Here is a 23,156-nt window from a genome sequence, read left to right as displayed (position 1 = left end):
TACAAAGACGCACTCATTCCGTGTTTGAAAAGAGGCGCGTGGCGGAAGCATTCCGAGCTGATCCGCGGGAGCCGGATGGTGGAACTCGAGGACGGGCCTGGGACGGAACGGGACCTCGAAGCGGTTCGATCCGTGCATTCGGACGTATGTATTTCCGTGGGCATACCGCTAAACGGTGGAGCGGCTTTGCGGGCCCTCGAACTCACCCGCTCGGGCGTAGACACGCTGCACTTTTATGCGGACGATCACGGCAACGAGCGCGGCGCGGAAAATCCCCGCTTTCTGAAAGAGACGATCACCGAAATACATAATCGCCTGGTGGACGATTTGGTCCGACAACAGGTGAATCTCCTGTTTTCCGGCGGCATCGCCATGGCCGAGCATATGGCCAAGGCGATTATTTGCGGCGCCGACGGGGTCACGGTGGACTATCCCCTGCTGATCGCCCTCGAATGCCGTTTGTGCCGCAGGTGCGTGCAAGGATTGTCGTGTCCTGTAGAGATGGATCGGGTGGAACCGGAATGGGGACGGCAGAGGATATTGAATCTCATGGGAGCTTGGCGGAATCAGTTGATCGAAGTGATGGGCGCCATGGGCATGCGCGAGGTTCGAAGGATGCGGGGCGAGACCGGTCGGTCCATGAGTTTCCAGGACCTCGAGCGGGAAAACTTCGGGCCGCTGTTTGGCGAACGGAAAGTACCGGGACTGGGAATATAGATGAGCAACAAGAACGCCACATACCGACTTCCCGAAGCGGTGGAAACGGTTTCCCGATTCAGGAATAGTATCGGTAAATATACGATCCGAAGAAACTCGAGGTGCATCTCCTGCGGAACGTGCGCCGAGGTTTGTCCCTATGGAGTGCATCCGCGATACGATGCATATTCCAATACGCTGCGTCCAAAGGAACACAAGTGCATCGGATTCGCCTGCCGGACAAGCGAATACTTCTGTGTGGATCGCTGCCCCGAAAAGGCCTTGACGCTGAGGCTCAATCCGATTCTCGAGACGCTGGGCGATTATCGCTGGACTCCCGATATGCTGATTGCCCATTGGGAGATGGCTGAGACGGGCAAGTTGCCGATTCCCGATCTCGAATACGAGCTCGGTTCCTCGGGGGGAGGATTCGACAAGATCCGGTTCAGAACGCCGCTCCCGGGCGAACAGGTGGATATCCGGGACGAGGACATCGACACCGGCATCACCCTCAACAAACGACGGGACGGCGCACCTCAGAGAGCGCTTTCCATTCCCTGTTACGGGGGCGGGATGTCCTTCGGCTCCACGGCCTTGCCCGTTATGGTGGGCAGAGCCCGCGCGGCTAAAGCCTTGAACACGCTTACCTGCACGGGCGAGGGCGGATATCCTCTGGACCTGGTGCCCTATTCGGAGCACGTTATCACCCAGGTTGCCACGGGCCTTTTCGGAGTGAGAGAGGAAACCGTGCTCTACGCGCCCATGGTGGAATTCAAGTACGCCCAGGGGGCTAAACCGGGACTGGGAGGGCATCTGCTGGGCGACAAGGTGACGCCCGAGGTGGCCGCCATACGGGAAACCGTGGTGGGGAACTCCCTGTTTTCGCCCTTCCCGTTTCACAGCGTCTATTCCGTGGAAGATCACAAGAAACATGTGGATTGGGTCAAAGCCATCAATCCGAAAGCCCTGGTCTCCGTTAAGGTCTCGACTCCCACGGACGTGGATATGGTGGCTGTGGGCAGCTACTATGCAGGCGCCCATGTGATTCATCTGGACGGAAGCTACGGGGGAACCGGAGCGGCGCCGGATATCGCCAAAAAGAACATCGCCATGCCCATCGAGTACGCCATTCCAAAAGTGCATCGGTTTCTGACCGAGGAAGGCGTCCGGGATCGGATCTGTCTCATTGCCAGCGGCGGCATACGCAATGCCATGGACGTGGCGAAGGCCATCGCCCTGGGAGCCGACGGCGCGGTCATCGGCACGGCGGAACTAGTGGCCCTCGAGTGCGTCCGATGCGGCAACTGCGAGAGCGGACGCGGCTGCGCCCGAGGCATCGCCACAACGGATCCCGAGCTGGGTCACATGATCACCGCCAAATGGGCCGGGCAGCGCATCGTGAACATGTACCTGGCCTGGCGAACACAATGGTGCAACCTGCTGAGGACCTACGGTTTGACGAGCATGCGGGAACTGGTGGGTCGTACCGACCTGCTGGTGCATATGGATTACCTGGAGGAAGCGGAACGGGCTCGATACAAACGCGCACCCGAAGTACATCCCGTAATTTAGTATTAACCAGTCCTAAGCCGAAGAGTGTTCGGCCGCTCCGCCGAAGGCGGTGCGGACACGCTCAAAACATTTGAAGGGAGTCTGAGGGAAACTTAAAAAAGTTTCCCTCAGTATCATAAAATATGGGCCAATGTCTTGAAACCGTTCTTGAACGGATACTCACTTCCAGGGGTACACTGCCGAACGAAAAGAACGTTCGGGGAAAATCCGCCGAAGAAGGCGGTTGCGGCGTCACCGGCTTCATCTCGTCCATTCCCGTCAGCGGCCGGCACATCTTCGAGCCTTCGGTGCAGATGCACAACCGGGGCAATGGTAAGGGCGGAGGAATCGCGGCGGTGGGGTTGTTCCCGGACCACCTGGGAGTCAGCCGGGACGTATTGGAATCCCACTATCTGCTGCAAGTCGCTCTCCTGGACCCGGAAAGCCGGCTCGAAGTCGAGGCGTCGTTCATTGACCCCCATCTCGAGGTGCACAAAGCCGAACGTATTCCCACCGTGGACGATTACAGAGATATCGAGGGGTTGGAGGTCCGACCTCCGGACGTGTGGCGCTACTTCGTGAGGGTCAAGCCCGAGGTACTGGATCGCTTCGTTTCCGGGCATCGGCTCCTGGATCTGGATCCACGCAAAGCGGAAGATGAATTCATCTATCAGAACTCGTTTCGCCTGAATCAGCAGTTTTACGCTTCGCTGGGCCGGCAGCGGGCCTTTGTCCTGTCCCACGGCCGCAACATCATGATTCTCAAGATCGTCGGCTATGCGGAACAGGTGGCCCAATACTATCTTTTGGACGATTTCAAAGCTCACGGCTGGATCGCGCATCAGCGCTATCCCACCAAAGGCCGCGTCTGGCATCCCGGCGGCGCGCATCCTTTCGCCGGCATGGACGAGGCCCTGGTGCACAATGGCGATTTCGCCAACTACCACGCCGTGTGTCAGTATTTAAGGCAGCACAACATCTTCCCCCAATTCCTTACGGACACCGAGGTCTCGATCCTGTTGTTCGACCTGTGGAACCGTGTGTTCGAGTATCCCTTGGAGGCCATTATCGAGGCCATGGCGCCCACCACCGAGCACGACTTCGACCTGCTTCCCCCCGATAAGCAGAGGATTTACAAAGCCATCCAATCGGCTCACATGCACGGATCTCCCGACGGTCCCTGGTTCTTCATCATTGCCCGGAACGATCCGTATCGGAGGCGCCTCCAGCTCATCGGCATCACGGATACGGCTATGCTGCGTCCCCAGGTATTCGCCATTCAGGAAGGCGAGGTACAGATCGGTCTCGTGTGCTCGGAAAAGCAGGCCATTGACGCTACGCTGCAGAGTCTTTCCAGGGAGGACGCCCGCTTCGGCCCCATTGCGGACAAATACTGGAACGCCAGAGGCGGCAGCGCCACGGACGGAGGTGCGTTTATTTTCACCATCGAAGACACCGGCAACGGGGACGGAACCAAAAAACTGGTGTGCACCAACAAGTTCGGAGACGTGGTCCAGACTCCCGCCCATCAAACGTCCTCCGGAGTGTATGAACTCGCGGCTCCTTCGCCGGGCGCGGACCGGATTGACCGGACCGTTGCGGACGCGTGGATCGCCTCCGACCTTTCCACCTTGAAAGAACTCCTGCACCGACACCTGGCGACGTGGAGCTTTGAGTCCATCCGTCACCTGTGCGAGGGCGTCGTTAAAGAGTCCCTCGAGGGGGACGACCGCAGAGCCAAGGCGATCGAGATCCTCACGTACTTGAATGACCGGAGGATCGACACCGGCTCCAAAAAGCGAAGTTCCATTTTGAGTATCGTCCGGGAAACCTTGTCTCGGGTCTTTGCCGCCTGCCCGAAACTCGATGAAAACAGTTCCAGTTCGTACCGATCCCTGGATTGGGCAAGCCGATCCACGCTGCGCGGTCCTTCAAGTGGTGAGGACGTACTGGTCATAAACGCCCATGACTTCCCACCGGAGGGACCCGACTGCGACGCCATGTGGCTTCGCAAAGCCAAGGACCTGGGTTGGCGGCGGTTCATCTGTTACGGATACAAAGGCCAGCGTTTTTGCGGGTGCGGCCTCACCAGCTCCGACGATATCCGGATCGACGTGTATGGAAGCTCCGGAGATTACCTCGCTTCCGGCATCGACGGCCTCGAAATGTACGTGCACGACAGCGCTCAGGATCAGCTCGGACAGATCATGAAGCGGGGCAAACTAGTGGTGCATGGAGACGTGGGGCAGACCTTCATGTACGGCGCCAAAGGGGGAAACGTGTACGTCCTGGGCAATGCGGCGGGGAGACCTCTGATCAACGCCGTAGGCCGGCCCCGGGTGGTGATCAACGGCACCTGCCTGGACTATCTGGCCGAATCCTTCATGGCCGGAGATCCCTTAAGAGGCGGAGGATTTGTCGTCCTGAACGGCATCGGGTTCGACGACCATGGAAACATCCGGGATCAGCCCACACCCTATCCGGGATCCAATCTCTTCTCGTTGGCCTCCGGGGGCGCCATCTACCTGCGTGATCCCCACGGCAAAGTAGTGAAGGCTCAGCTCAACGGGGGCGAATTCATGGACATGAAGCCCGACGATTGGGACCTGATCCTGCCGTACCTCAAAGAAAACCAAGCGCTTTTCGGTATATCCGTGGAAGACCATTTGCTCACTGTGGAAGGCCGGACGCGGGATTACGGGGCCGTGTATCGGAAAATACAGGCCGTGAAACTCGACGTGCTGGCCAAAGAATCCCAGGTGGTCGAGGAATACGACGAGGACTGGGAAGAGGGAAAACAGTAGAATCCTTGTGGGGGAACGGTGTTCCCCCTGTCACCCTCCGTCAAGACTTCGCTCCCGGCTGCGCCTGATAAACCGGAAGCCCTTGTTATGACTTCCAGTCTTTGGTAACGACGGGGTGAGGGCCTGAAGTATTACCATCTGCTGAAGGAGATCATCCTTTTAGGAGTGTTCGAAAAGGCTACGGCCTAACCATTGCACATTTATTCGCCAACTCTTTTGCTTTCCATTCTCACGTTCTTCGGTAAGTCAAATTACTTTACTGTTTGTAAAAAATCTTGACAGTCCGCGGGTTTCGTGGTCTTGCGGAAGTACATCACAGATGCGCACACAGGGCTTGGTCGAGCGGGTTTCGGGCTCCGGTCGTTTGCTCCTTTGATGGCACGACCCTTGCTGCTTCGAGTCCAAGACATTCCTTCTTCGCAGCATGGGAAGCGGTTGCGCATACGCGGGGTCCCCCCATCCTCCAGAGGCCTGGTTTGACATGGAACCAAAAGATACGTTTAAACAAGAGAGCGAATTCCTGAATGCCGTTCTCGATACGGCCGGCGCCATGATCCTGGTGCTGGACCCCAAGGGACGCGTGGTTCGTTTCAACAGCGCATGCGAACAATTGATGGCCTGCACCTATCCCGAAGTTCGGGGAAAACCGGTTTGGACCCTCTTCCCCAACGAAGAAGATGCCGAGTTCCTGAGGACGGCTTTTAACGATCCGGGAGAACACGAATTCCCGGTGGAGTTCGAGCAGCACTGGAATCTGCCGGACGGACGCTACCGAAAGGTCCTATGGTCCAACAGAACCCTGAGAGACGGAAACGGCGAAATTGAATTCATCGTGGGTACCGGGTGGGACATAACGGACCGCCATCGCGTGGAAAAGGACTTATCTCGAGCCAATCGGGCCCTTAAGACCCTCAGCAAGTGTAACCGGGCGCTGTTTAAAGGCGCCGACGAGCAGGATTTCCTGACGCATGTCTGCGATATCATTGTAAACCAGGGCGGCTACCGTATGGCATGGGTGGGATACGCGGAACACGACGAGAAGAAGACGGTTCGACCCGTGGCTCAGGCGGGCTACGAAGACGGCTTTCTCGAATCGATCAGCGTGACCTGGGCGGATACGGCCCTGGGACAAGGGCCAACCGGAAAAGCCATTCGGTCCGGCAAACCGTACGTTCGGCGCAACATCATCATTGACCCGGACGGCTCCCCGTGGAGGGAGGAAGTCCTGCAAAGGGGATACGCCTCATCCATTTCTCTCCCGCTCAAGGCGGAGGGCCAGACGTTCGGCGCTTTGGGCATCTACGCGAAAGACCCCGACGCCTTTGACAGAGAAGAGCTGAAGCTGCTCAGCGTGCTCGCGGACAGCCTCTCATTCGGCGTGGTAGCCATCCGTAACCGCGCCCAGCGAAGGCAGGCCGAAGCGGAACTGCGACAACGCACGAAAGATCTCGAGCGCACGGTCAGAGAACTGAATTGTTTCTATGCCATTTCGAACCTGGTGGAAGAAAACGACGTCTTTCTGGACAAGATCCTCCAGGGCACGGCTGAATTGATCCCAACGGCGCTACGTTTTCCTGAAAAGGCATGCGCCAGGATTACGGTGCAGGGGCAGTCTTTTCAAACATCCGGTTTTAGGGACACCCCGTGGAAACACACGGAAGAGCTGTTGGTTAATTCCGAGAGGGTGGGAATCCTCGAACTGGCCTATCGGGAAGGCATACCCGAGATTCTGGACGAGCCCTATTCCATTTTCGAGAAAAACCTGATCAGGGCCATTGCCCAGAGGCTGGTGAAGATCATGGAACGGGCGCAGAGCGCCCTCGTGCTCAGAACATCGGAAAAGTGGGCGTCCGCGGGCAAACTCGCCGCCGGAGTGGCGCACAGCGTTCTGAACCCTCTCACGTCCGTGAAGATGAGACTCTTTTCTCTGACCGAATCGTTGAAGGTCACTCCGTCTCAAAAAGAGGATTTTGAAGTGATTTCCGAGGAAATTCGGAGGATCGATACGATCTTGAAGAACTTCCTCGAGTTCACGCGGACCCCCAAACCGAAACCTCAATTGCTCAGTCCCTCGACCGTGGTGGACAAAACCATCGAGCTGCTCCGGCACCGTCTCGAGTCCGGAGGCGTGGAAGTCCATATCAGCCGGGAAGAACCGCTTCCTCCCATGCGCATCGATCCGGACCAGCTCAAGGAAGTTCTGGTGAACCTGCTCATCAATGCCCTCGAGGCCCTGGTGGGGGGTGGGAGAATCGAGATCCGCGAGTTGGAGAGCGTTCACGAGAGGCTGGGGCGTGTGGCCGTCATCGAGGTGAGCGATAACGGACCGGGAGTACCGGAATCATTCCGGGAAAGGATATTTCAGCCTTTTTTCAGCACCAAAGAGGAAGGAACCGGATTGGGTTTGAGCATCCTCTCGCGCATCATCGAGGAACACGGAGGAACAGTGGACCTGGACTCGAGGGAGGGAGAAGGCGCTTCTTTCCGTGTGACGCTCCCGTTCAACGAAAGCATGTATTGATGGTGGTTCCGGAGAATCCATCCGGGCGCCGCCGAAGGCGGACCCAGACTCGCCAAGGAGGAGCCTCTTGGGAACGATTCTGATTATTGATGACGATCCGCAATTGAGGTACAGCTTCGAAAAGTTGCTGAGCCGGAAGGGACACAAGGTTCAAACGGCTCCCACCGGCGAGGCCGGCATCGACATGATTCGTTCCATGAATCCGGATCTGGTCATTTCCGACGTTCGCCTTCCGGGTATGAGCGGATTGGAATTGTTCAGAGCCGTACACGGGATATGGCCGAAACTCCCGGTGATTATCATGACCGCCTACGGCACAACCGATACGGCGATCGAGGCTACGAAACTGGGCGCGTTTGACTATGTGCTCAAACCCTTCGAAATTCCCGACATGCTGAGCCTGATCGATCAGGCCCTGGACACGGCCTCTTCCATGCGATCCCAGCAGGAAATGAAAGACGTCCCCGCCATTCCCTCGCATGACGCCATCGGCGGCCACAGCAGGGCCATGCAGGACGTATACAAAGCCATCGGTCGGGTGGCTCCCACCGACGCCACGGTGCTCATTCGCGGCGAGTCCGGAACCGGAAAGGAACTGGTGGCAAAAGCGATTCACCAGCACAGTCTGCGTTCGGAGAGACCATATGTGGTCATCAATTGTGTCGCCATTCCGGACACGTTGCTCGAGAGTGAGCTTTTCGGATACGAAAAAGGAGCCTTTACGGGCGCGCCCAGCCGCCGCGTGGGAAGGATCGAACAGGGTTCCGGCGGCACCGTGTTTCTGGACGAGATCGGTGACATGCCCTTGAGCATACAAGCCAAAATCCTTCGCCTGCTCCAGGAAAAAACCATCGAGCGCCTGGGTGGCAACGAGGCGATCAAGGCGGACGTTCGTATTCTAGCCGCCACCAACCGGGATCTGGAAACAGCGGTCGCCCGTGGAGAATTCCGAAAGGATCTCTACTACAGGCTCAACGTGGTCACCATTGCCCTGCCGCCTCTTCGGGAACGCGACGACGACATCGACCTCCTCGCCGATATGTTTCTGGCTCGATATTCCAGACAGATGGGCATGCCTAATCCCGGCATGAACGAAGAAGTCAGAGCCGTGCTGCGAACCTACTCCTGGCCCGGCAACGTTCGGGAACTGGGTAACCTGGTCCAGATGGCGCTGATCTTCAGCCGCGGCAGCGTCATAACCCTCGAAAATAAGTTTCTCCAGGCTATACGAGACACGAGCCACGGCCAGAAGCGGGAAAGCGAACTATCACAGGAAACCATGCGCCACTATGTGCGGAGCACTCTGCAATCGAACGAGGAAAAGGATCTGTTCGCGTCCCTTATCGACCACTTTTCCGGCATCATTATCAGCGAAGCACTGAACCTCACCGGCGGCAACCGCAGTCAGGCGGCAAAACTGCTCGGCCTATCCCGACCTACGCTTCTGGCCAAAATCGAGAAGTACGGCATCACCATCGAAGCCTCGGCCAAAATGAGTTAGTGCGCCGGGGGAACACCGTCCCCTCGGACACCTTATGAGGGCTTCATCCTGTTCACGCGAAATGAAGCCGCGTGCTCTTTAGCCATGGCCTGAAATCCACGGATCAAGGCGGTGACGAAGTCATTGAACCTGTCTGCCTGCAGAGTGCGCGTCGCGTAACTTGTTGTTTCAACCGGTCCGGGCGGTGGCCTTCGAAGGAACGTGGGAGCGATATTTTGTGGGCGACGTTAAACACTCTCAGGAGAATGTTTTCTTAGGTCATAAGGTATTGTTCATTTCCGTGCGGCAACTCCGGAGACCTCCGATGAAAAAGGTGAGGTATGAAGCGACACGTCTTTCTGTTCTGGATTTCAATCGTTCTTCAGCTTACCTTTAGCTTGTCGTCCGCCCTCTCACAAGGCCTGTTCGGCGAGGAAGAGATTTCATCCGCCAAGGGACCGACACTCGAACGGGCCGTGTTATGCAAGGAATTAACGGGATGCATCCCCAAGAACAAAGCCGTGATCTTCTCTATTTCGTATGGCAAGGTCATCTGTCTGACGGAGTTCGATCGCGTGCCGGAATATACGACCGTTCTGCACAAATGGTTTCGCAAAGATATACTTGTGACCTCGATCAAGCTGGCTCTCGAGCCTCCCCGATGGTCGACATTCAGCAGCATAGAGCTTAGATCGGCCGACAAGGGACCTTGGAGGGTGGACGTGGTCGACGAGACGGGTAAGGTGTTGGCCGCATTACGTTTCAGCGTAACGGACTAGGTTATGGGCGATTTGGCGACCTCTTATGCCGCGGTTCGATGGCAGGATATTGTCGATATAGCATTGAACAGCTATATTCTCTTCCGGTTCTATGTCCTGTTTCGGGACACGAACGCGTTCAGAGTGCTCCTAGGCATAACCCTTCTTTGGTTCTTGAATAGGATTTCCTTTTCTTTCGGATTGATCGTAACCAGTTGGGCCTTTCAGGGCATCACCGCTGTCGGCGCATTGATCATCATCGTGGTGTTTCGAAATGAGATCCGATCCGTGCTGCAGGTCAGAGACCTGAGGGCCCTGTTATGGGAACTGCACCCAAAAGCAAGCCGCTCGCCCGTCGGCGTTATGGCGGACTCCGTGTTCGCGCTCTCACGAACATATACCGGTGCTCTGATCGTGCTCCCCGGCATGGAAGAAATCGATGATGTCGTACACAGCGGAATACCATGGGACGGCAAGGTGTCCAGAGAGATGCTCATGACCATATTCTGGACCGAGAGTCCGGTTCACGATGGAGCGGTGATCATTCAGGACGATCGGGTGAAAGAAGTCGGGGCCATCCTTCCGTTATCACAGCGACAGGATTTTCCTTCCTACTATGGGACCCGCCATCGGGCCGCGGCGGGGCTGAGCGAAGCCAAGGACGCTCTCGTGGTGGCGGTGTCCGAGGAGCGGGGAACCGTTACGGTGGCCAAGAATTCCCATATGGCGACGGTCAGCCGGAAAGAACAGCTCGAGGAAATGATCATGCATCATCTGGAGGGAAAACGCGGCCGGCGGACGTACCCCGGAAAAGAATACCTCGAGCTGGGTACGGCCCTGCTGCTGTCCTTCTTCATCATCACGGGGGTATGGTATAGTTTTACGAGGGGCAGAGACACCACGGTGGCCTTCGACGTGCCGATCGAGTACATAAACCGCAGTCCGGCAGTGGCTATCTCGAATACCTCCACGAATGAACTCCGTGTTTTTCTGAGCGGATCGAGATCGTTGATTCAGTCCGTCCGGCCTGAACAGCTTCGGGCGCGTATCGACATGACGGGGACCAAGGAAGGCTTGAATATCGTTAAAATAACGGAGGCCGACATTGAATACCCGCCGGGTCTTGCCCTGAAAGAGATTCACCCTGAAGAAATCGAAGTCCTTCTGGATGCGTACGGTAACAAAACCTTGCCTGTCCAGGTAGATTGGACAGGCAAGCTTCCCGGTGATTTGAATATGGAAAAGGTCACCGTTGCGCCCGATAAGGTCGTTATCACAGGTCCAAAGAAAATCCTGGAGCAGATGTACACCCTGTATACGGAGAAAGTGCCCCTGGACGGCTTAAAAAAATCCGGCAAAATCACCGCCAGGATAGTACTGGATCCGGTGTCGCTGACACTGGCCCAAGGTTCAAAGGATACGGTTACCATAGAGTATGTACTGGCGGAGAAAGAACGATGAGCCGGACATGCAGGCACGCGCATGAAATGAACAAGCTCGACGGGGGAGCCCTTTTCCGGAAGAGGCTCCCCCTATCGCCTCGCTTCGCTATGTGTATTTTGCGAATCTCCTCTACTCAAATTCCATCAGAGCCATAGGCGATTCCTCCCTGACCGGAAGCATGCCCGATGCGGTCGCCAGGAGGAATTTCTTGCGGGCGTATGCTTCGGTTCATCGCTCGACTTTCTCACTGGAATCGGCCGGGCACGGCGCTCCGGCGTCGCGCCACTGTTTTACCTTCGAAACGAACTCGTCGTGAGGCATCGGAACCGGATCCCGACCCTCGCCGGGATTCCAGCCCCACAGGACCAACCTATCGTTTGCAAGGTGATCGACGATCTGCTCGACGGTGCGATCACCATTTTCTTCCGGGTCCTTTATCGACCGGCAAATCCGTGCATCCGTCAGACCCTGCCAAATCATGGGCATCTCCGGCGCCGGCAACCTCCAATGCGGGGCTCCGGGCGGCATGTGGGCGCCGGCAAGATTGTGCTCCTGATGGCAGGCGCCGCACTTTTGCGCGGTCACTCCCTCTCCGTCGGGACCACGTCGAATGTTCATGGTATGCTGGTGACCATCATCTCCCTGACGGGGGAAGTCGCCATCCGAATGACAGTTCAGGCAGCGCGGGTCCCGCAGTACGGAAACGAAACCTGCGAACAACGTTCCGTCTCCGTCCGGGGCTTCCGCCGCGCTGATCCAGCGCGAGAGGCAAATCGCCCCCGTCAGGATCAGACCAGCCACAACCGTTGCGATCGGTAGGAACCTGAATCGATGGTTCATATGGCCTCCGTCATGCGGATCGGCAGTTTGCGGATCCGCTTTCCCGTCGCGGCGAAAATCGCATTGGCGATCGCCGGCGCCGTGCACGGCACCCCCGGCTCTCCAATGCCGCCCGACTCCTCGTTGCTTTCGACAATGTATGTTTCAATGTTCGGGCATTCGTGCATGCGCAGGAGAGGATACGTATGAAAATTCGTTTGCTGCAATCGGCCGTTCTCGAAGGTGAGTTCTTGAAACAGGGCCGCTGAAGCGCCGAATATGGCGCCGCCCTGCAGTTGCGCGTCAATGATGTCCGGGTTCACGTAGCGGCCGCAATCCACCACGCTTACGATCCGATGCACCCGCACCTCTCCCTTTGTGACCGAGACTTCAGCTACCTGCGCGTTAAAGCTCTTAAACGATAAATGCACTGCGATGCCCCGGCCTCGTCCCTTGGGCAGGGGCTTATCCCATCCGGCCTTTTCCGCCGCGAGTTCGAGAACTCGACGATGTCGGGGATGCTCCGGCAGCAAAGTGTGCCTGAACCGGTAAGGATCCTTGCCCGAGAGGGCGGCGAGTTCGTCGATGAAACACTCGACGGCGAAACCGGTGTGAGTATGCCCCACCGATCGCCACCACTGAACCGGAACATGGACTTCAGCCTGGTGATACTCGATCGCCAGGTTGGGAATCGCATAGGGAAGATCTTCGACGCCTTCAACGGCCGATGGATCGTATCCGTTCTTCTCGATCATGCTTTCGAACGGAGTTCCCGCAAATATGGATTGGCCGACCAGACGCGATCTCCAACTGACCGGTTCGCCGTTCGCATCCAGGCTGCCCGCGATCGCGTGCAGGAACATCGGCCGATACCAGCCGCCCTGCATATCGTCCTCGCGCGTCCAGAGCACCCTGACGGGCAGCTCCGCTGTCTTTGCCACATGGACGGCTTCAACCACGAAATCCGAGTTCGGGTTGGCGCGACGGCCGAAACCGCCGCCCAGAAACGTGGTGTGTATCCGGACCTTTTCATCCGGGAGTCCGGCGACCTTGGCTGCGTTCGCGCGGTCGAGGCTCTGGAACTGGGTCCCGGTCCAGATCTCGCAAGAGTCCGCCCGCAAATCCACGGCGCAATTCAGCGGTTCCATCATGGCGTGTGAGAGATACGGAAACTCGTAGACCGCCTCGATCTTTTGGGACGCCTTTGCGAATGCCGCATCGGGGTCGCCTTCGCGGCGCACGCTCTTGCCCGGAGTGGTCGCATGCTCACGGAATTGCTGCATGATCCGATCGGTGTTGAAGGAACGCATCGGTCCTTCGTCCCAATCGATTCGAAGGGCGTCACGCGCGGTCTTGGCCTGCCAGAAGGAGTCCGCGATGACCGCGACGCCGGAGGGCACGGCCACGATTTTGCGCACGCCGGGCATACCGGCTGCGCGGGAATCATCGAAGCTCTTCATCGTTGCGCCGAAGATCGGCGCTCGGGCAAGGACCGCCGTCAACATTCGAGGCGGCTTGACGTCGATTCCGAAGACCGCCTGGCCATTCACCTTTTCCGCGGTATCCAGGCGTTTCATCGGCTTGCCGATGAGCTTGAAGTCCTTTGGGTCTTTCAATGCCGCTTCAGCGGGCGGTGTTAGTTTCGCCGCGGCTTCGGCGAGCCGGCCATAGGATAGCTTTCGATTATTGGGGTCGAGGACTGCGCCGGACTCCGTGCGAAGCGTTGCGGGATCCACGCTCCAGTGTTGTGCCGCGGCGGCCACGAGCATGGCGCGGGCCACGGCGCCGGCCATGCGAAATTGCTCGAATCCCGACCACACGCTCGAACTCCCCCCGGTCATTTGCATGCCAAAGACCGGATGGTAGTATACCGGATCGACCGGCGCCGGTTCAAAGCCGATCCGGTTCCAGTCCGCATCGAGCTCCTCCGCAAGCAGCATGGGCAGCGACGTATAAACGCCCTGTCCCATCTCCGAGTGATTCACGATGACGGTGATTCGCTCGTCCGCGCCGATCCGCACAAAGGCGTTCGGCATGAAATCGACGGCCTGCTCTTGCGCATGAGCAGGTCCGCTCTTGCCCGGAAAGTACAATCCGATCACCAGCCCGCCGGCGGCCGCAAGCGAAAATCGGAGGAATTGCCGGCGCTCCATCGCGAGAGCGTTCATTTGGCGCCTCCCTTCGCGATCATGCCGGCCGCACGGTGGATCGCCTTTCGGATGCGCGGGTAGGTGCCACATCGGCAGAGGTTTCCCGCCATCGCCTGATCGATGTCTTCATCCGTAGGCTGTGGTTTTTCGCGCAAGAGCACGGCCGCACTCATCAGTTGTCCCGATTGGCAGTATCCGCACTGCGGCACATCTTCGGCAATCCAGGCCTGCTGCAATGGATGACTCAGATCGGGCGAGAGACCCTCGATGGTGGTCACCTCTCTGCCGATGGCCCGCGACACCGGCGCAACGCAGGAGCGAACCGCCTCTCCATCCAGAAGTACGGTACAGGCGCCGCACTGGGCCATCCCGCAACCGAATTTGGTTCCCGTAAGTCCGAGGCTTTCCCGGATCACCCAGAGAAGCGGCGTATCCGGGCTCACGTCTACCTGATATCTTTTTCCGTTCACTGTTAATGAGATCATGCAGACCCCCTTTCCAGAAAAGGTGAAAACTGCTCGCTCTGAGTTCGGTCTATGTCGGGATCACAAAATGACCGGGATTTCTTCGATGGTGTTGCACTCAGCCAAATGGCGGATCGGCGCCGTCAAAAGGAACAGAACGGTCATTTGTCTTTCTTTTCAGCTCACGGGAGTCACCAACATCGCCGTTTCGCTCGTGAACCGACCTCAGACCTCAGCATAAAACATTACTGATGCTTCGGACAAACGAGAATAAGGTAAACTCCTTATTAACTCGTAAAGACTGCTGTATTTCCGCTCGGGCTGAATCACTGATGTATGATCCGGGTCAGGGCTACGGGGGCAACGAACGAAACACCGAGTTCGCCTGCGGGAGGATGCGGTCTCCACACGATTATTCTCCGGGAACGATCGCCCCGCCCCGGCGCCTTTCCGGTTGATCGATCAAGCGCGATTTGTTAAATATCAAGAGGCCATACAAGGGATGGTTTAGCCGGTAACCGGGAGCGCCCGTTATGATCGGCTTCCCTCGAACTTGCCTACCTGACGTTTCGAGTGCTTTTTTTGGCCACTGCGACTAAAGCGGCTCTGATACTAGATTGCATGGCTAGGTATTACGGGATGCACGCGACGTTGGGGGTAATCCGATATGTTCTCAGCGACGTACCCGCTCCGCCGAAGGCGGTGCGGAAATGCTCAGAGGATTTGAAAGGAGTCTGAGGGCTCCGCCTCCGGCGGGTTGACGTTTTCCTCAGGGCAACAACAACATCCATCCTCATGATAGGATCGACCCTGACTTCCTTCGAATGTTCCCTTTGACCGGGAGTTCACATGCTGTCCAAAGTGCTGAGTTCGGCCACCTTAGGTATCGACGCCTATATTGTTGAAGTGGAAGTGGACATTGCCAGCGGTCTGCCCTCCTTGTCCACTGTAGGCCTGGCCGAGGGCGCGGTCCGGGAGAGCAAGGACCGGGTCAAGGCCGCCGTGAAAAACGCGGGATACGATTTTCCCGTTGACCGCATCACCGTGAACCTCGCTCCGGCCGATCGCCGCAAGGAGGGTTCCGGCTTCGATCTGCCCATAGCGGTGGGGATTCTGGCCGCCACGGGCGCGATCAAAGGGGCCATGCTCGACCATTTCGCCATGAGCGGCGAACTGGCGCTGGACGCACGGGTCAAGAGCGTGCGGGGCGTGCTCCCCATGGCCATCGAGGCCCGGACCCGAGGCCTCAAGGGCGTCCTGGTGCCCAAGGAAAACGTGCCCGAGGCGGCGGTGGTGAAGGGCATTGGCGTGTACGGGGCTGAAAACCTGATCCAAGTGGTCGAGTTCCTGAACGGCAACGACGCCATACCGCGTGTGGAAGGAGGAACCCTCGATGAGGCGCCCGCTCCGCCTGAACACATGGTGGACTTCAATGAAGTGAAGGGCCAGGAGCAGGCCAAGCGGGCCCTCGAGGTGGCCGCCGCCGGCGGGCATAATGTCATTATGGTAGGGCCGCCCGGGTCGGGCAAGACCATGCTGGCCAAACGCATTCCTACCGTGTTGCCCGTGCTTTCCTTCGACGAATCCCTCGAGTGCTCGAAAATCTACAGCGTCATGGGACTCATGCCCCAGGGGGCGGGCCTGGTGAACATCCGGCCGTACCGTTCTCCCCATCACACCATATCCGACGCCGGCCTCATCGGCGGAGGAGTGATCCCCAAGCCGGGGGAGGTCAGCTTGGCCCATCACGGGGTCCTGTTTCTGGACGAACTGCCGGAATTCAAGAAGAACGTCCTCGAGGTATTGCGGCAGCCCTTGGAAGACGGCGTGGTCACCATTGCCCGGGCCTCCTCGAGCATCACCTATCCGGCTCGGTTCATGCTCGTGGCCGCCATGAATCCCTGCCCCTGCGGATATCTGGGGGACCCCAAGCACGGGTGCACGTGCAGCTCCCAGGCCATCAACCGGTATCACAACCGTATTTCAGGGCCCTTGTTCGACCGCATCGACATTCAGGTGCACGTACCTGCCGTGCAATATAAAGACCTGAGCGCGGACACGGCCGGGGACCCGTCGAGCACGATTCAGGAACGGGTCCAGCGGGCCCGCAAGCTCCAGCTCGAACGGTTCAACGGCGTTCCCATCTTCTCCAACGCCCAAATGACGAGCCGGCTCATCCAGCGCTTCTGTAAACTCGATACCGAAGGCCGCACCCTCCTCGAACGGGCCATGGAGCACCTCGGCCTGTCCGCCCGGGGCTACGCCCGGATCCTCAAAATCGCCCGCACCATCGCGGATCTTCAGCAGGAGGAACACATTTCCGCCGTGCACCTGTCCGAAGCCATCCAGTACCGGAGTCTGGATCGAAGGAGGGGGTAGGGGAAGACTAGAAGAGCGTTTTCGAGGTAGTGTGGGTAACCCCTCCCAAAACTTTTTGAGTGCGGGTCACCCCGCGTCCCGCGGGGTGACCCGGCGCCGATGTGAGCCTTGGGGTACCGAGGCGCTGTTTCTCGGGCTGGAGGCTTCTATTACACGCAGGACGGATGGGAAGTTAAGTTGCAATTCCACCCACACCCACGGGTGCGGGGTCTCAGCTTCCCATTTCCGAAATCCAGGATCGGATGAAGTCGAGATATTCAGGCACGGGCATCATATTGAGATCGTCGTCGGCGAATCCTTCTTTCTTCCTCGTATCGAAAAAATCAGACGTGAAATCCGTAAACCGATACCAGATTACGGCTGGGCCGGCTATGTTCTTAACACCGACGGTCTCTAAGAACCAGTTTCGAACGCATCGGACAACTTCTTTCGGATCGTTGTTATGATTTTTTATGTCAACACCGGACAAATCTGATAAGGCTTTCATGAACTCAAAACGCTCTTTTTCCAGAATAAGGCATTTCTTTTGTTTTAGCGCATCAGACCCAAACAATCGAGAACCGTATTCGATCCCCAACTCGAAAGGCATATTCATGCGGTAATATTCATCCACCTTTTTTGCTTTGAGTCGAGAAAGGTCATGAATGCTGTAATTGGATTCACGAATGAGGCCGCAAATCTTGTCAATACGGATCGCCGCGGTGGCGGAATCTTATCTTCTGCTGGGGTGTTTCTATCCTTTGCTTTAAATGCAGAACCCACTGCGTCTATCGGAGCTCGTTCTCCGGGGGCGCCTGACTTCTCCATGGTCGGGTACCCACATCTGCTTCTCAGTGCGAGTGTGCCTGCGAATGGTTAGTGTACTTGATCAGTGCTTTGCTGCCTTCAATTCTTTGCAAAAGGGAAGGATATTCGCTTTCTTGCCTTTAGAATACGTGCAAAATTGCCGTATATTCAGTATTTGCTCAACCGGGTGAGGAGATCAAAATGGGAACAAGGTTGCAAGGGCGGGGATCTATTTGGTATCAATAGAAAAGGTTGCTTTTAACCGGCAATGTGGAGACGTGGGCGATGAGCCGAAAATCCAAGTGGTGCAAGCCTAAGGTTGAAGATGGTTTTGGGCAGGTTCAGTTCAGTTCTTGGAAGCGCTTTTATGAGTACCTGAATGAAGAGATGCATGAACACGGATCGTGCATTTGGCGGGGGCAGCGATGCGATAATTGGCGGGCGAAATCCACCTTTGACCGACTGTTTAAGAAACTTGACCATAGAGACATGAGAAGTTCGGCGTTTAAGCAGTCTCACCTTGAACGGATCCAATTTGCTTCACGAGGCAGAAGAGGTTCAAATCCTCCTGAGCTTGAAGAAAACCAATGGTGGGCGTTAGGCCAGCACCACGGACTCGCCACTCCCCTATTGGACTGGACCACATCGCCCTTTGTTGCCGCTTTCTTTGCATTCGCTGAGCTTGGTGAAAAGCAGACTTCACATAGAGCCATCTATGCACTCAACAAACCTCTCGTGGAAGAGAAGGGTAGGGAGCTATTCGACCCTGTGGAAGAAACATGGGTCGGGCTCACAGCGAGTAGGGGGGTCGAGTTCATCAAACCGATGTCGAACGAAAATCAAAGCTTGATCGCTCAAGGCGGAGAATTCACTAAGACGCCGATTAATACTGATTTGGAATATTGGGTTAAGAGTTGGTTCCAAGGGGAAGAGACGTACATCCTTCTGAGGCTTTTAGTGCCAGACAAGGATCGCAAAGAATGTCTACGGGCACTCAATAGGATGAACATTAATCACCTTAGTCTATTCCCGGACCTTTATGGTGCATCCAAGTACTGTAATCTATTCGCAGAAATTGAGAATTATTGAAGAGCTCGGATTCATTGAACAGAAGAGCTTGGTGTTGAAATATTGAATTATGACTGGACGTAAACGAATGTATGTCTATAAGTACCTACCGGATCAATTGGATAAGATTGGTGATATAATTGTTAATAGACGGGTCTATTTCTCATCTCCGTTGAACTTCAATGATCCTTTCGACTGTGCCACAGGCATTCGGTTCCCTAATCCAACAGAGCTAACCGAGTGAGATCGAAAGACATAAAGACCCAGCTTGGATCTCCGAAGCTGAGGAACGTATTGAAGAAATGGTTCAGGACGCAGGTCGCAAGAGGGGAGTATTTTGTGTTTCAAAAACAAAGGAAAGCGTTAGTATGTGGGCACACTATGCTTCAAATCATCGAGGCGTCATAATCGAATTCGATCATGGAGCCCTTGTCGATGAAGAGCACCAAGTTAGGTCCTTTAAGGTGAATTACCAGGACTCGCTGCCAAACCTATGCCAATATAGAGCGGCTGTGGAGTCGGGAGATCCTGTAGAATTTTCTAAGTTATTTTTCTGCACCAAATCAACAGAATGGAAAAACGAGCAAGAATGGCGCTTTTTCACCGAACCCGCGGATAGTTTCCTGGATCTGCCTGAGGGATCCATTACGAGGGTTATCCTCGGTGCCAAGATGCCTGACATGACCAAGAATTTGATACGACAATGGATACGGAGTAGCGATCAGAAAATCATTCTGTCAAATGCTTATCCTTCAAAATATTCGTTCAAAATCATAGCGAAGGACCGTCTCGGGGATTAGGTCGGCTTATTCTATTCACAACGTCATCATGGTGGATCCCCCTGGGATCGGGCAAAAAATGCCGGCCAAGCGCATTCCCACCGTACTGCCCGCCCTTTCCTTTGACGAATCCCCCCGAAGGCTCGAAAATCTACAGCGTCACGGGCATCATCCCCCACAGCGCCGGCCTGGTGAACATCCGGCTCTTCCGTTCGTCCCATCACACCCTATGAACAAGGGCCAAAAATAGATCCGATCCCATTCTGAATTCGAAAGCGAACATTGACAAGTCGATGTTCGCCAACTAAAATGATATTAAGATATCCAAATCATAATGATATCAGATATAAGGTGACGAAATGAAGGCGATCAGTATTCGTAACGTTCCGGACGATGTGTATAGCGCCCTCCATACCATGGCAAGGGACAATCGTCGAAGCCTCCAGGAGCAGGTCAAATACATTTTAGAACAGGAGGTCAGGCTGACGAAAGGATCTTCCATGGCCAAGGCCAAGGAATGGAGGGACAGGCTCAAGAGGCGGCAGCATAGCGATACTGTTTTAAGTGTGAGAGAGGACCGGCAAAGATGATCGGGGTCATCGATACTTCGGCCCTGATACGGCTTTTTGTACCGGATGGACCCATACCGGATGGACTTGATGAATTTTTTCAAGGGGTTGAGCGAGGCCGAAATATTGCTATTGCCCCGGAACTGATCGTGGTGGAATCCGCGAATGTGATCAATAAGAAACGTAAAGCCGGCGAAATCTCTGAAGAGGAAAGCCGTCAGCTCTTGTTGGATATTCTTGCCATGCCGATTCGGCTTTTTCCTCATAGGCCTCTAATTCAGCCTTCTTTTGACTTGGCCTCTGAATATGAATTGACACTATATGATGCACTTTTTCTTGCCTTGGCGACAGCACAGGGGGCAATCGTGTTTTCCACTGATGAAGCCATGGTCAAGGTTGCCGGGCTGATGAATTTATAACAAAAGGGTCAAGTTCGCCGGATCTCGAGGAATACGAATCGATTTCTCTGGAAGACTACCGGACGAATAAAAAGGACCAGCGGTTTGTGGAGCGAACGCTCCAACTCGCCTGCGAATGCTGCCTGGACAGGGTAGCGGCCCACCTCGTTTCACGGCTGGGCTACAGGGAACCCAGGGACAACAAGGATTTGTTTGCCGTTTTGTCCGAGAATCAAGTTATCACCGAGCCTGTCCATGAAGCCACGGTCAAGATTGCCCAATTCAGGGAAGTTGTGGTGCATGACTACGCCCGAATCGACCCTGAAATCGTCACCGGCATCCTGAGAAACCATTTGGCGGATTTCAAGCGGTTCGCCGGGGAAGTCATCGGTTTTATCGAAGGACACGGAATCTGATTTAAAGGAGGACCGGAGGACGGACCCGGCCGGACGGGCCCATCCTCTTCCCCAGAAATGCGTATCGTTCCGGAACCTCATGTAAAAATAGCGTTGTTTTCCATGTCCATAGTGCATTCCGAGCGTTCGACGTCGGCTCGCTCCGAATTATTCCAGGGGGACACCGGATATCACGCCGGGTGGAACCTCTTCTTCGTAAGGTTGCACATAGTTCTGATCCATGGCTTCCGTCAGAATAGTCTGAAAGGTGTTGAAATCGACATCCAAATTCGTGGCGGATGTGCTACCGCCCGGAATCAGCAGCTGCATTTTTGCAGGTGGATTCTCGAGTGTAAGCGGCGTCAGATTGCGCAGTTGGTCGAAGGTTTGGGCGACGAAGAACACGCGAACGAGGTACTCTTGCGAATGTTTCGACTGTCGCAGTTCGAATACGAGTGCTCCGCCCGGAGGACATAAATCCGGTTGATAGCCGGGCAGGGTCCAGTGCATCTTAAGAAGTCCCGCCAATCCGACCACGTAGGCATCGGAAGTGATAATAACCAGCACCCGTGATTCCGGGTCTCCAAATTCTCCGAGCATGTCCTCGCCGATTACGGTTTGCTCCATGGTGCGAAGTATGTGCGAGGCGGCGTTCGAGCTTTGCACCTGGTTGAGGTAAGGCGACTGCAATTCAATTCTAAAAAGCAGGGTGGTAATTCGAGTCTGTTGGGAAAGGGCGTCCAATGAAAGTCGGCCCCAAGCCACATCCTCGAGAGGGAAGTTATCCGCATATTGCATTACAAAGGGGTCGGTCGCTGAAGATATGGCATCCAGTCCGCCCACATTAATCACACCTCCCGTATACAATATCGTTGTACTCGCTGAGAACGAAATCGGCAGGGCGGTTGGATCGACAGATCCATTGAGCGCGCCGTTTGTCGGCTGTGTTCCCGGCGGATAGAGCACGTTACGGATCAGGGAAAGCTCGCCGCTGTACGCGGATGCTGTCGCCGTCCCGGTACCGAAAACTCCCTGAACTTCGGTCAGTGCGCGGACAGGGTCAACGGTCGCCACGTTCGCCAAAATGGGATCGAAAACCGGGTCGGGCTCGGCAGGCGTGGTGCCGTCGGCGATCCTATAGGAGTGAACCGGTATGGTTGCACCCGGGAACAACCCTTCCCCGAATTTGGCGGCGGTAATGTTGGTGCGCTGGATGGGTTCGGCGCGGAAATACGAGCGCGATAGATCCGTTTGAGCGTCGCCCGTGAGAAGGCCTTCATTGAGCAGATAGTCGCGGAAATAGGAGCCAAGCAAGCTTGCCGCCTGCCGGCCGCGCGGGGTCAGGTAGCCCTTCGGGACCCCGACAAAGTCGGGGTAAGGGTCAGCCGCAAACTGGGCCAAGCCGGATGGGTCGGATGTGGGTGCGCGTATGCTGTGGCGGCCAAAGACGATGATCTGTTTAAGAATTGTGCCGTCATCCCCAACCAGTACAACGTTGGAATATTGGCTGACTCCGGTATTATCGCGAGCTTGGACGGCCGCGTAGAAGGCGGCGCCCGCCGGTAGTTCGCCCGACAAGCTTCTTTGTGTTCCCATATCCACGCTTACGATGGAAGCCGGATCCGGGGAGGACGTTGGGACATAAGACAGGGTATAACCCGTTGCACCAGGGACTTCGGCCCAGGAAAGGTAAAACGATCTCCCATTGGTGACACTTAATACCGGGGGTTGTGGCTGAGCCAATGCCGTGCCGGATATCAAAATCATGAAGGCACAGGCCATCAACAAATAAAATTTCTTCAATTTCATGCCGTACTCCTTGGTTTTCATGTTGGTTCTTTGTGCGTAAGCGTTGACGTTGTTTCAATGTCGAGTCGTTTTAGGTTGAAGCGCCTGCGGAATCGCGCCAACGGCTGCCATCGGATCCGCATCTTTCCCCGTCCCTTGCACCGACCGGCTGATGAGCCGGACAAGCTTTTTGCATGCGAGCTCGGGTACAGAACCTATCGGCCGGGAGGGCGAATCAGATAAGTTATTTATTGGACTGAAAGGCCGTTTTGAGCAACCGAGGGCCATTCAATGAGTAGGCCCGCGCA

Annotated in this window: 19 protein-coding genes; 14 read left to right on the top strand and 5 right to left on the bottom strand. The window is 56.1% G+C overall.

Features of this window, described 5'->3' with window-relative positions:
* The 7 genes from HY788_10185 to HY788_10155 form a co-directional block, all read left to right on the top strand.
* Positions 1-717, top strand: a 717-nt coding sequence (locus tag HY788_10185) for a hypothetical protein (protein MBI4774531.1), incomplete at its 5' end; no start/stop codon positions are given.
* A complete protein-coding gene (locus HY788_10180) occupies positions 718-2,268 on the top strand; it encodes a 4Fe-4S binding protein (GenBank protein MBI4774530.1) in 1,551 nt (516 codons plus the stop codon).
* 122 nt (positions 2,269-2,390) lie between these two features.
* The gene (locus HY788_10175; GenBank protein MBI4774529.1) at positions 2,391-5,051 is read left to right on the top strand and encodes a glutamate synthase; all 2,661 of its coding nucleotides are present in this window, start codon (positions 2,391-2,393) and stop codon (positions 5,049-5,051) included.
* A 481-nt stretch (positions 5,052-5,532) separates the two neighbouring features.
* Positions 5,533-7,572 (top strand): GAF domain-containing protein, encoded by a 2,040-nt coding sequence (locus tag HY788_10170; protein ID MBI4774528.1) that lies wholly within the window; start codon positions 5,533-5,535, stop codon positions 7,570-7,572.
* A gap of 67 nt (positions 7,573-7,639) precedes the next feature.
* The gene (locus tag HY788_10165) at positions 7,640-9,073 is read left to right on the top strand and encodes a sigma-54-dependent Fis family transcriptional regulator (protein MBI4774527.1); all 1,434 of its coding nucleotides are present in this window, start codon (positions 7,640-7,642) and stop codon (positions 9,071-9,073) included.
* Positions 9,074-9,393: 320 nt separating this feature from the next.
* The gene (locus HY788_10160; GenBank protein ID MBI4774526.1) at positions 9,394-9,831 is read left to right on the top strand and encodes a DUF2914 domain-containing protein; all 438 of its coding nucleotides are present in this window, start codon (positions 9,394-9,396) and stop codon (positions 9,829-9,831) included.
* A 3-nt stretch (positions 9,832-9,834) separates the two neighbouring features.
* Positions 9,835-11,271, top strand: a complete 1,437-nt coding sequence (locus tag HY788_10155; GenBank protein ID MBI4774525.1) for a DNA integrity scanning protein DisA nucleotide-binding domain protein — start codon at positions 9,835-9,837, stop codon at positions 11,269-11,271.
* Between the two features lie 210 nt (positions 11,272-11,481).
* On the opposite strand, the gene HY788_10150 is transcribed toward HY788_10155, so the two are convergent.
* Genes HY788_10150 through HY788_10140 form a run of 3 tightly spaced genes read right to left on the bottom strand, consistent with a single transcriptional unit; the run spans position 11,482 to position 14,707 of the window.
* Positions 11,482-12,093, bottom strand: coding sequence for a hypothetical protein (locus HY788_10150; GenBank protein MBI4774524.1), 612 nt, complete (start codon positions 12,091-12,093; stop codon positions 11,482-11,484).
* Positions 12,090-14,240: a xanthine dehydrogenase family protein molybdopterin-binding subunit gene (locus HY788_10145; protein MBI4774523.1), complete on the bottom strand. Its 2,151-nt coding sequence runs from the start codon at positions 14,238-14,240 to the stop codon at positions 12,090-12,092. Before HY788_10145 ends, HY788_10150 begins: the two co-directional genes overlap by 4 nt.
* Positions 14,237-14,707, bottom strand: coding sequence for a (2Fe-2S)-binding protein (locus tag HY788_10140; GenBank protein ID MBI4774522.1), 471 nt, complete (start codon positions 14,705-14,707; stop codon positions 14,237-14,239). The genes HY788_10145 and HY788_10140 overlap by 4 nt, the downstream gene beginning before the upstream one ends.
* An 828-nt stretch (positions 14,708-15,535) precedes the next feature.
* Between HY788_10140 and HY788_10135 the strand changes: the two genes are divergently transcribed.
* The gene (locus tag HY788_10135) at positions 15,536-17,065 is read left to right on the top strand and encodes a YifB family Mg chelatase-like AAA ATPase (GenBank protein ID MBI4774521.1); all 1,530 of its coding nucleotides are present in this window, start codon (positions 15,536-15,538) and stop codon (positions 17,063-17,065) included.
* Positions 17,066-17,276: 211 nt separating this feature from the next.
* Here the strand turns inward: HY788_10135 and HY788_10130 are convergent, their stop codons facing one another.
* A complete protein-coding gene (locus tag HY788_10130) occupies positions 17,277-17,552 on the bottom strand; it encodes a hypothetical protein (protein MBI4774520.1) in 276 nt (91 codons plus the stop codon).
* A 584-nt stretch (positions 17,553-18,136) separates the two neighbouring features.
* On the opposite strand from HY788_10130, the gene HY788_10125 reads away from it, so the two are divergent.
* The 6 genes from HY788_10125 to HY788_10100 all read left to right on the top strand — a co-directional run bounded on the left by HY788_10125 (position 18,137) and on the right by HY788_10100 (position 21,081).
* Positions 18,137-18,940 (top strand): FRG domain-containing protein, encoded by an 804-nt coding sequence (locus HY788_10125; GenBank protein ID MBI4774519.1) that lies wholly within the window; start codon positions 18,137-18,139, stop codon positions 18,938-18,940.
* Between the two features lie 281 nt (positions 18,941-19,221).
* Positions 19,222-19,719, top strand: coding sequence for a DUF2971 domain-containing protein (locus HY788_10120; GenBank protein ID MBI4774518.1), 498 nt, complete (start codon positions 19,222-19,224; stop codon positions 19,717-19,719).
* A 28-nt stretch (positions 19,720-19,747) separates the two neighbouring features.
* The gene (locus tag HY788_10115) at positions 19,748-19,948 is read left to right on the top strand and encodes a hypothetical protein (GenBank protein MBI4774517.1); all 201 of its coding nucleotides are present in this window, start codon (positions 19,748-19,750) and stop codon (positions 19,946-19,948) included.
* A gap of 109 nt (positions 19,949-20,057) precedes the next feature.
* On the top strand, positions 20,058-20,288 hold the full coding sequence (locus tag HY788_10110) for a hypothetical protein (protein MBI4774516.1): 231 nt from the start codon (positions 20,058-20,060) through the stop codon (positions 20,286-20,288).
* A complete protein-coding gene (locus HY788_10105; GenBank protein MBI4774515.1) occupies positions 20,285-20,686 on the top strand; it encodes a type II toxin-antitoxin system VapC family toxin in 402 nt (133 codons plus the stop codon). Before HY788_10110 ends, HY788_10105 begins: the two co-directional genes overlap by 4 nt.
* A complete protein-coding gene (locus tag HY788_10100) occupies positions 20,683-21,081 on the top strand; it encodes a DUF86 domain-containing protein (protein MBI4774514.1) in 399 nt (132 codons plus the stop codon). The genes HY788_10105 and HY788_10100 overlap by 4 nt, the downstream gene beginning before the upstream one ends.
* Positions 21,082-21,228: 147 nt before the next feature.
* Here the strand turns inward: HY788_10100 and HY788_10095 are convergent, their stop codons facing one another.
* Positions 21,229-22,869, bottom strand: a complete 1,641-nt coding sequence (locus HY788_10095; GenBank protein ID MBI4774513.1) for a hypothetical protein — start codon at positions 22,867-22,869, stop codon at positions 21,229-21,231.
* Positions 22,870-23,156: the final 287 nt, after the last annotated feature.

The organism is Deltaproteobacteria bacterium (assembly GCA_016208165.1).
GTDB lineage: Bacteria > Desulfobacterota > Desulfarculia > JACQYL01 > JACQYL01 > JACQYL01.
This window is presented reverse-complemented; position numbering and strand designations above follow the sequence as displayed.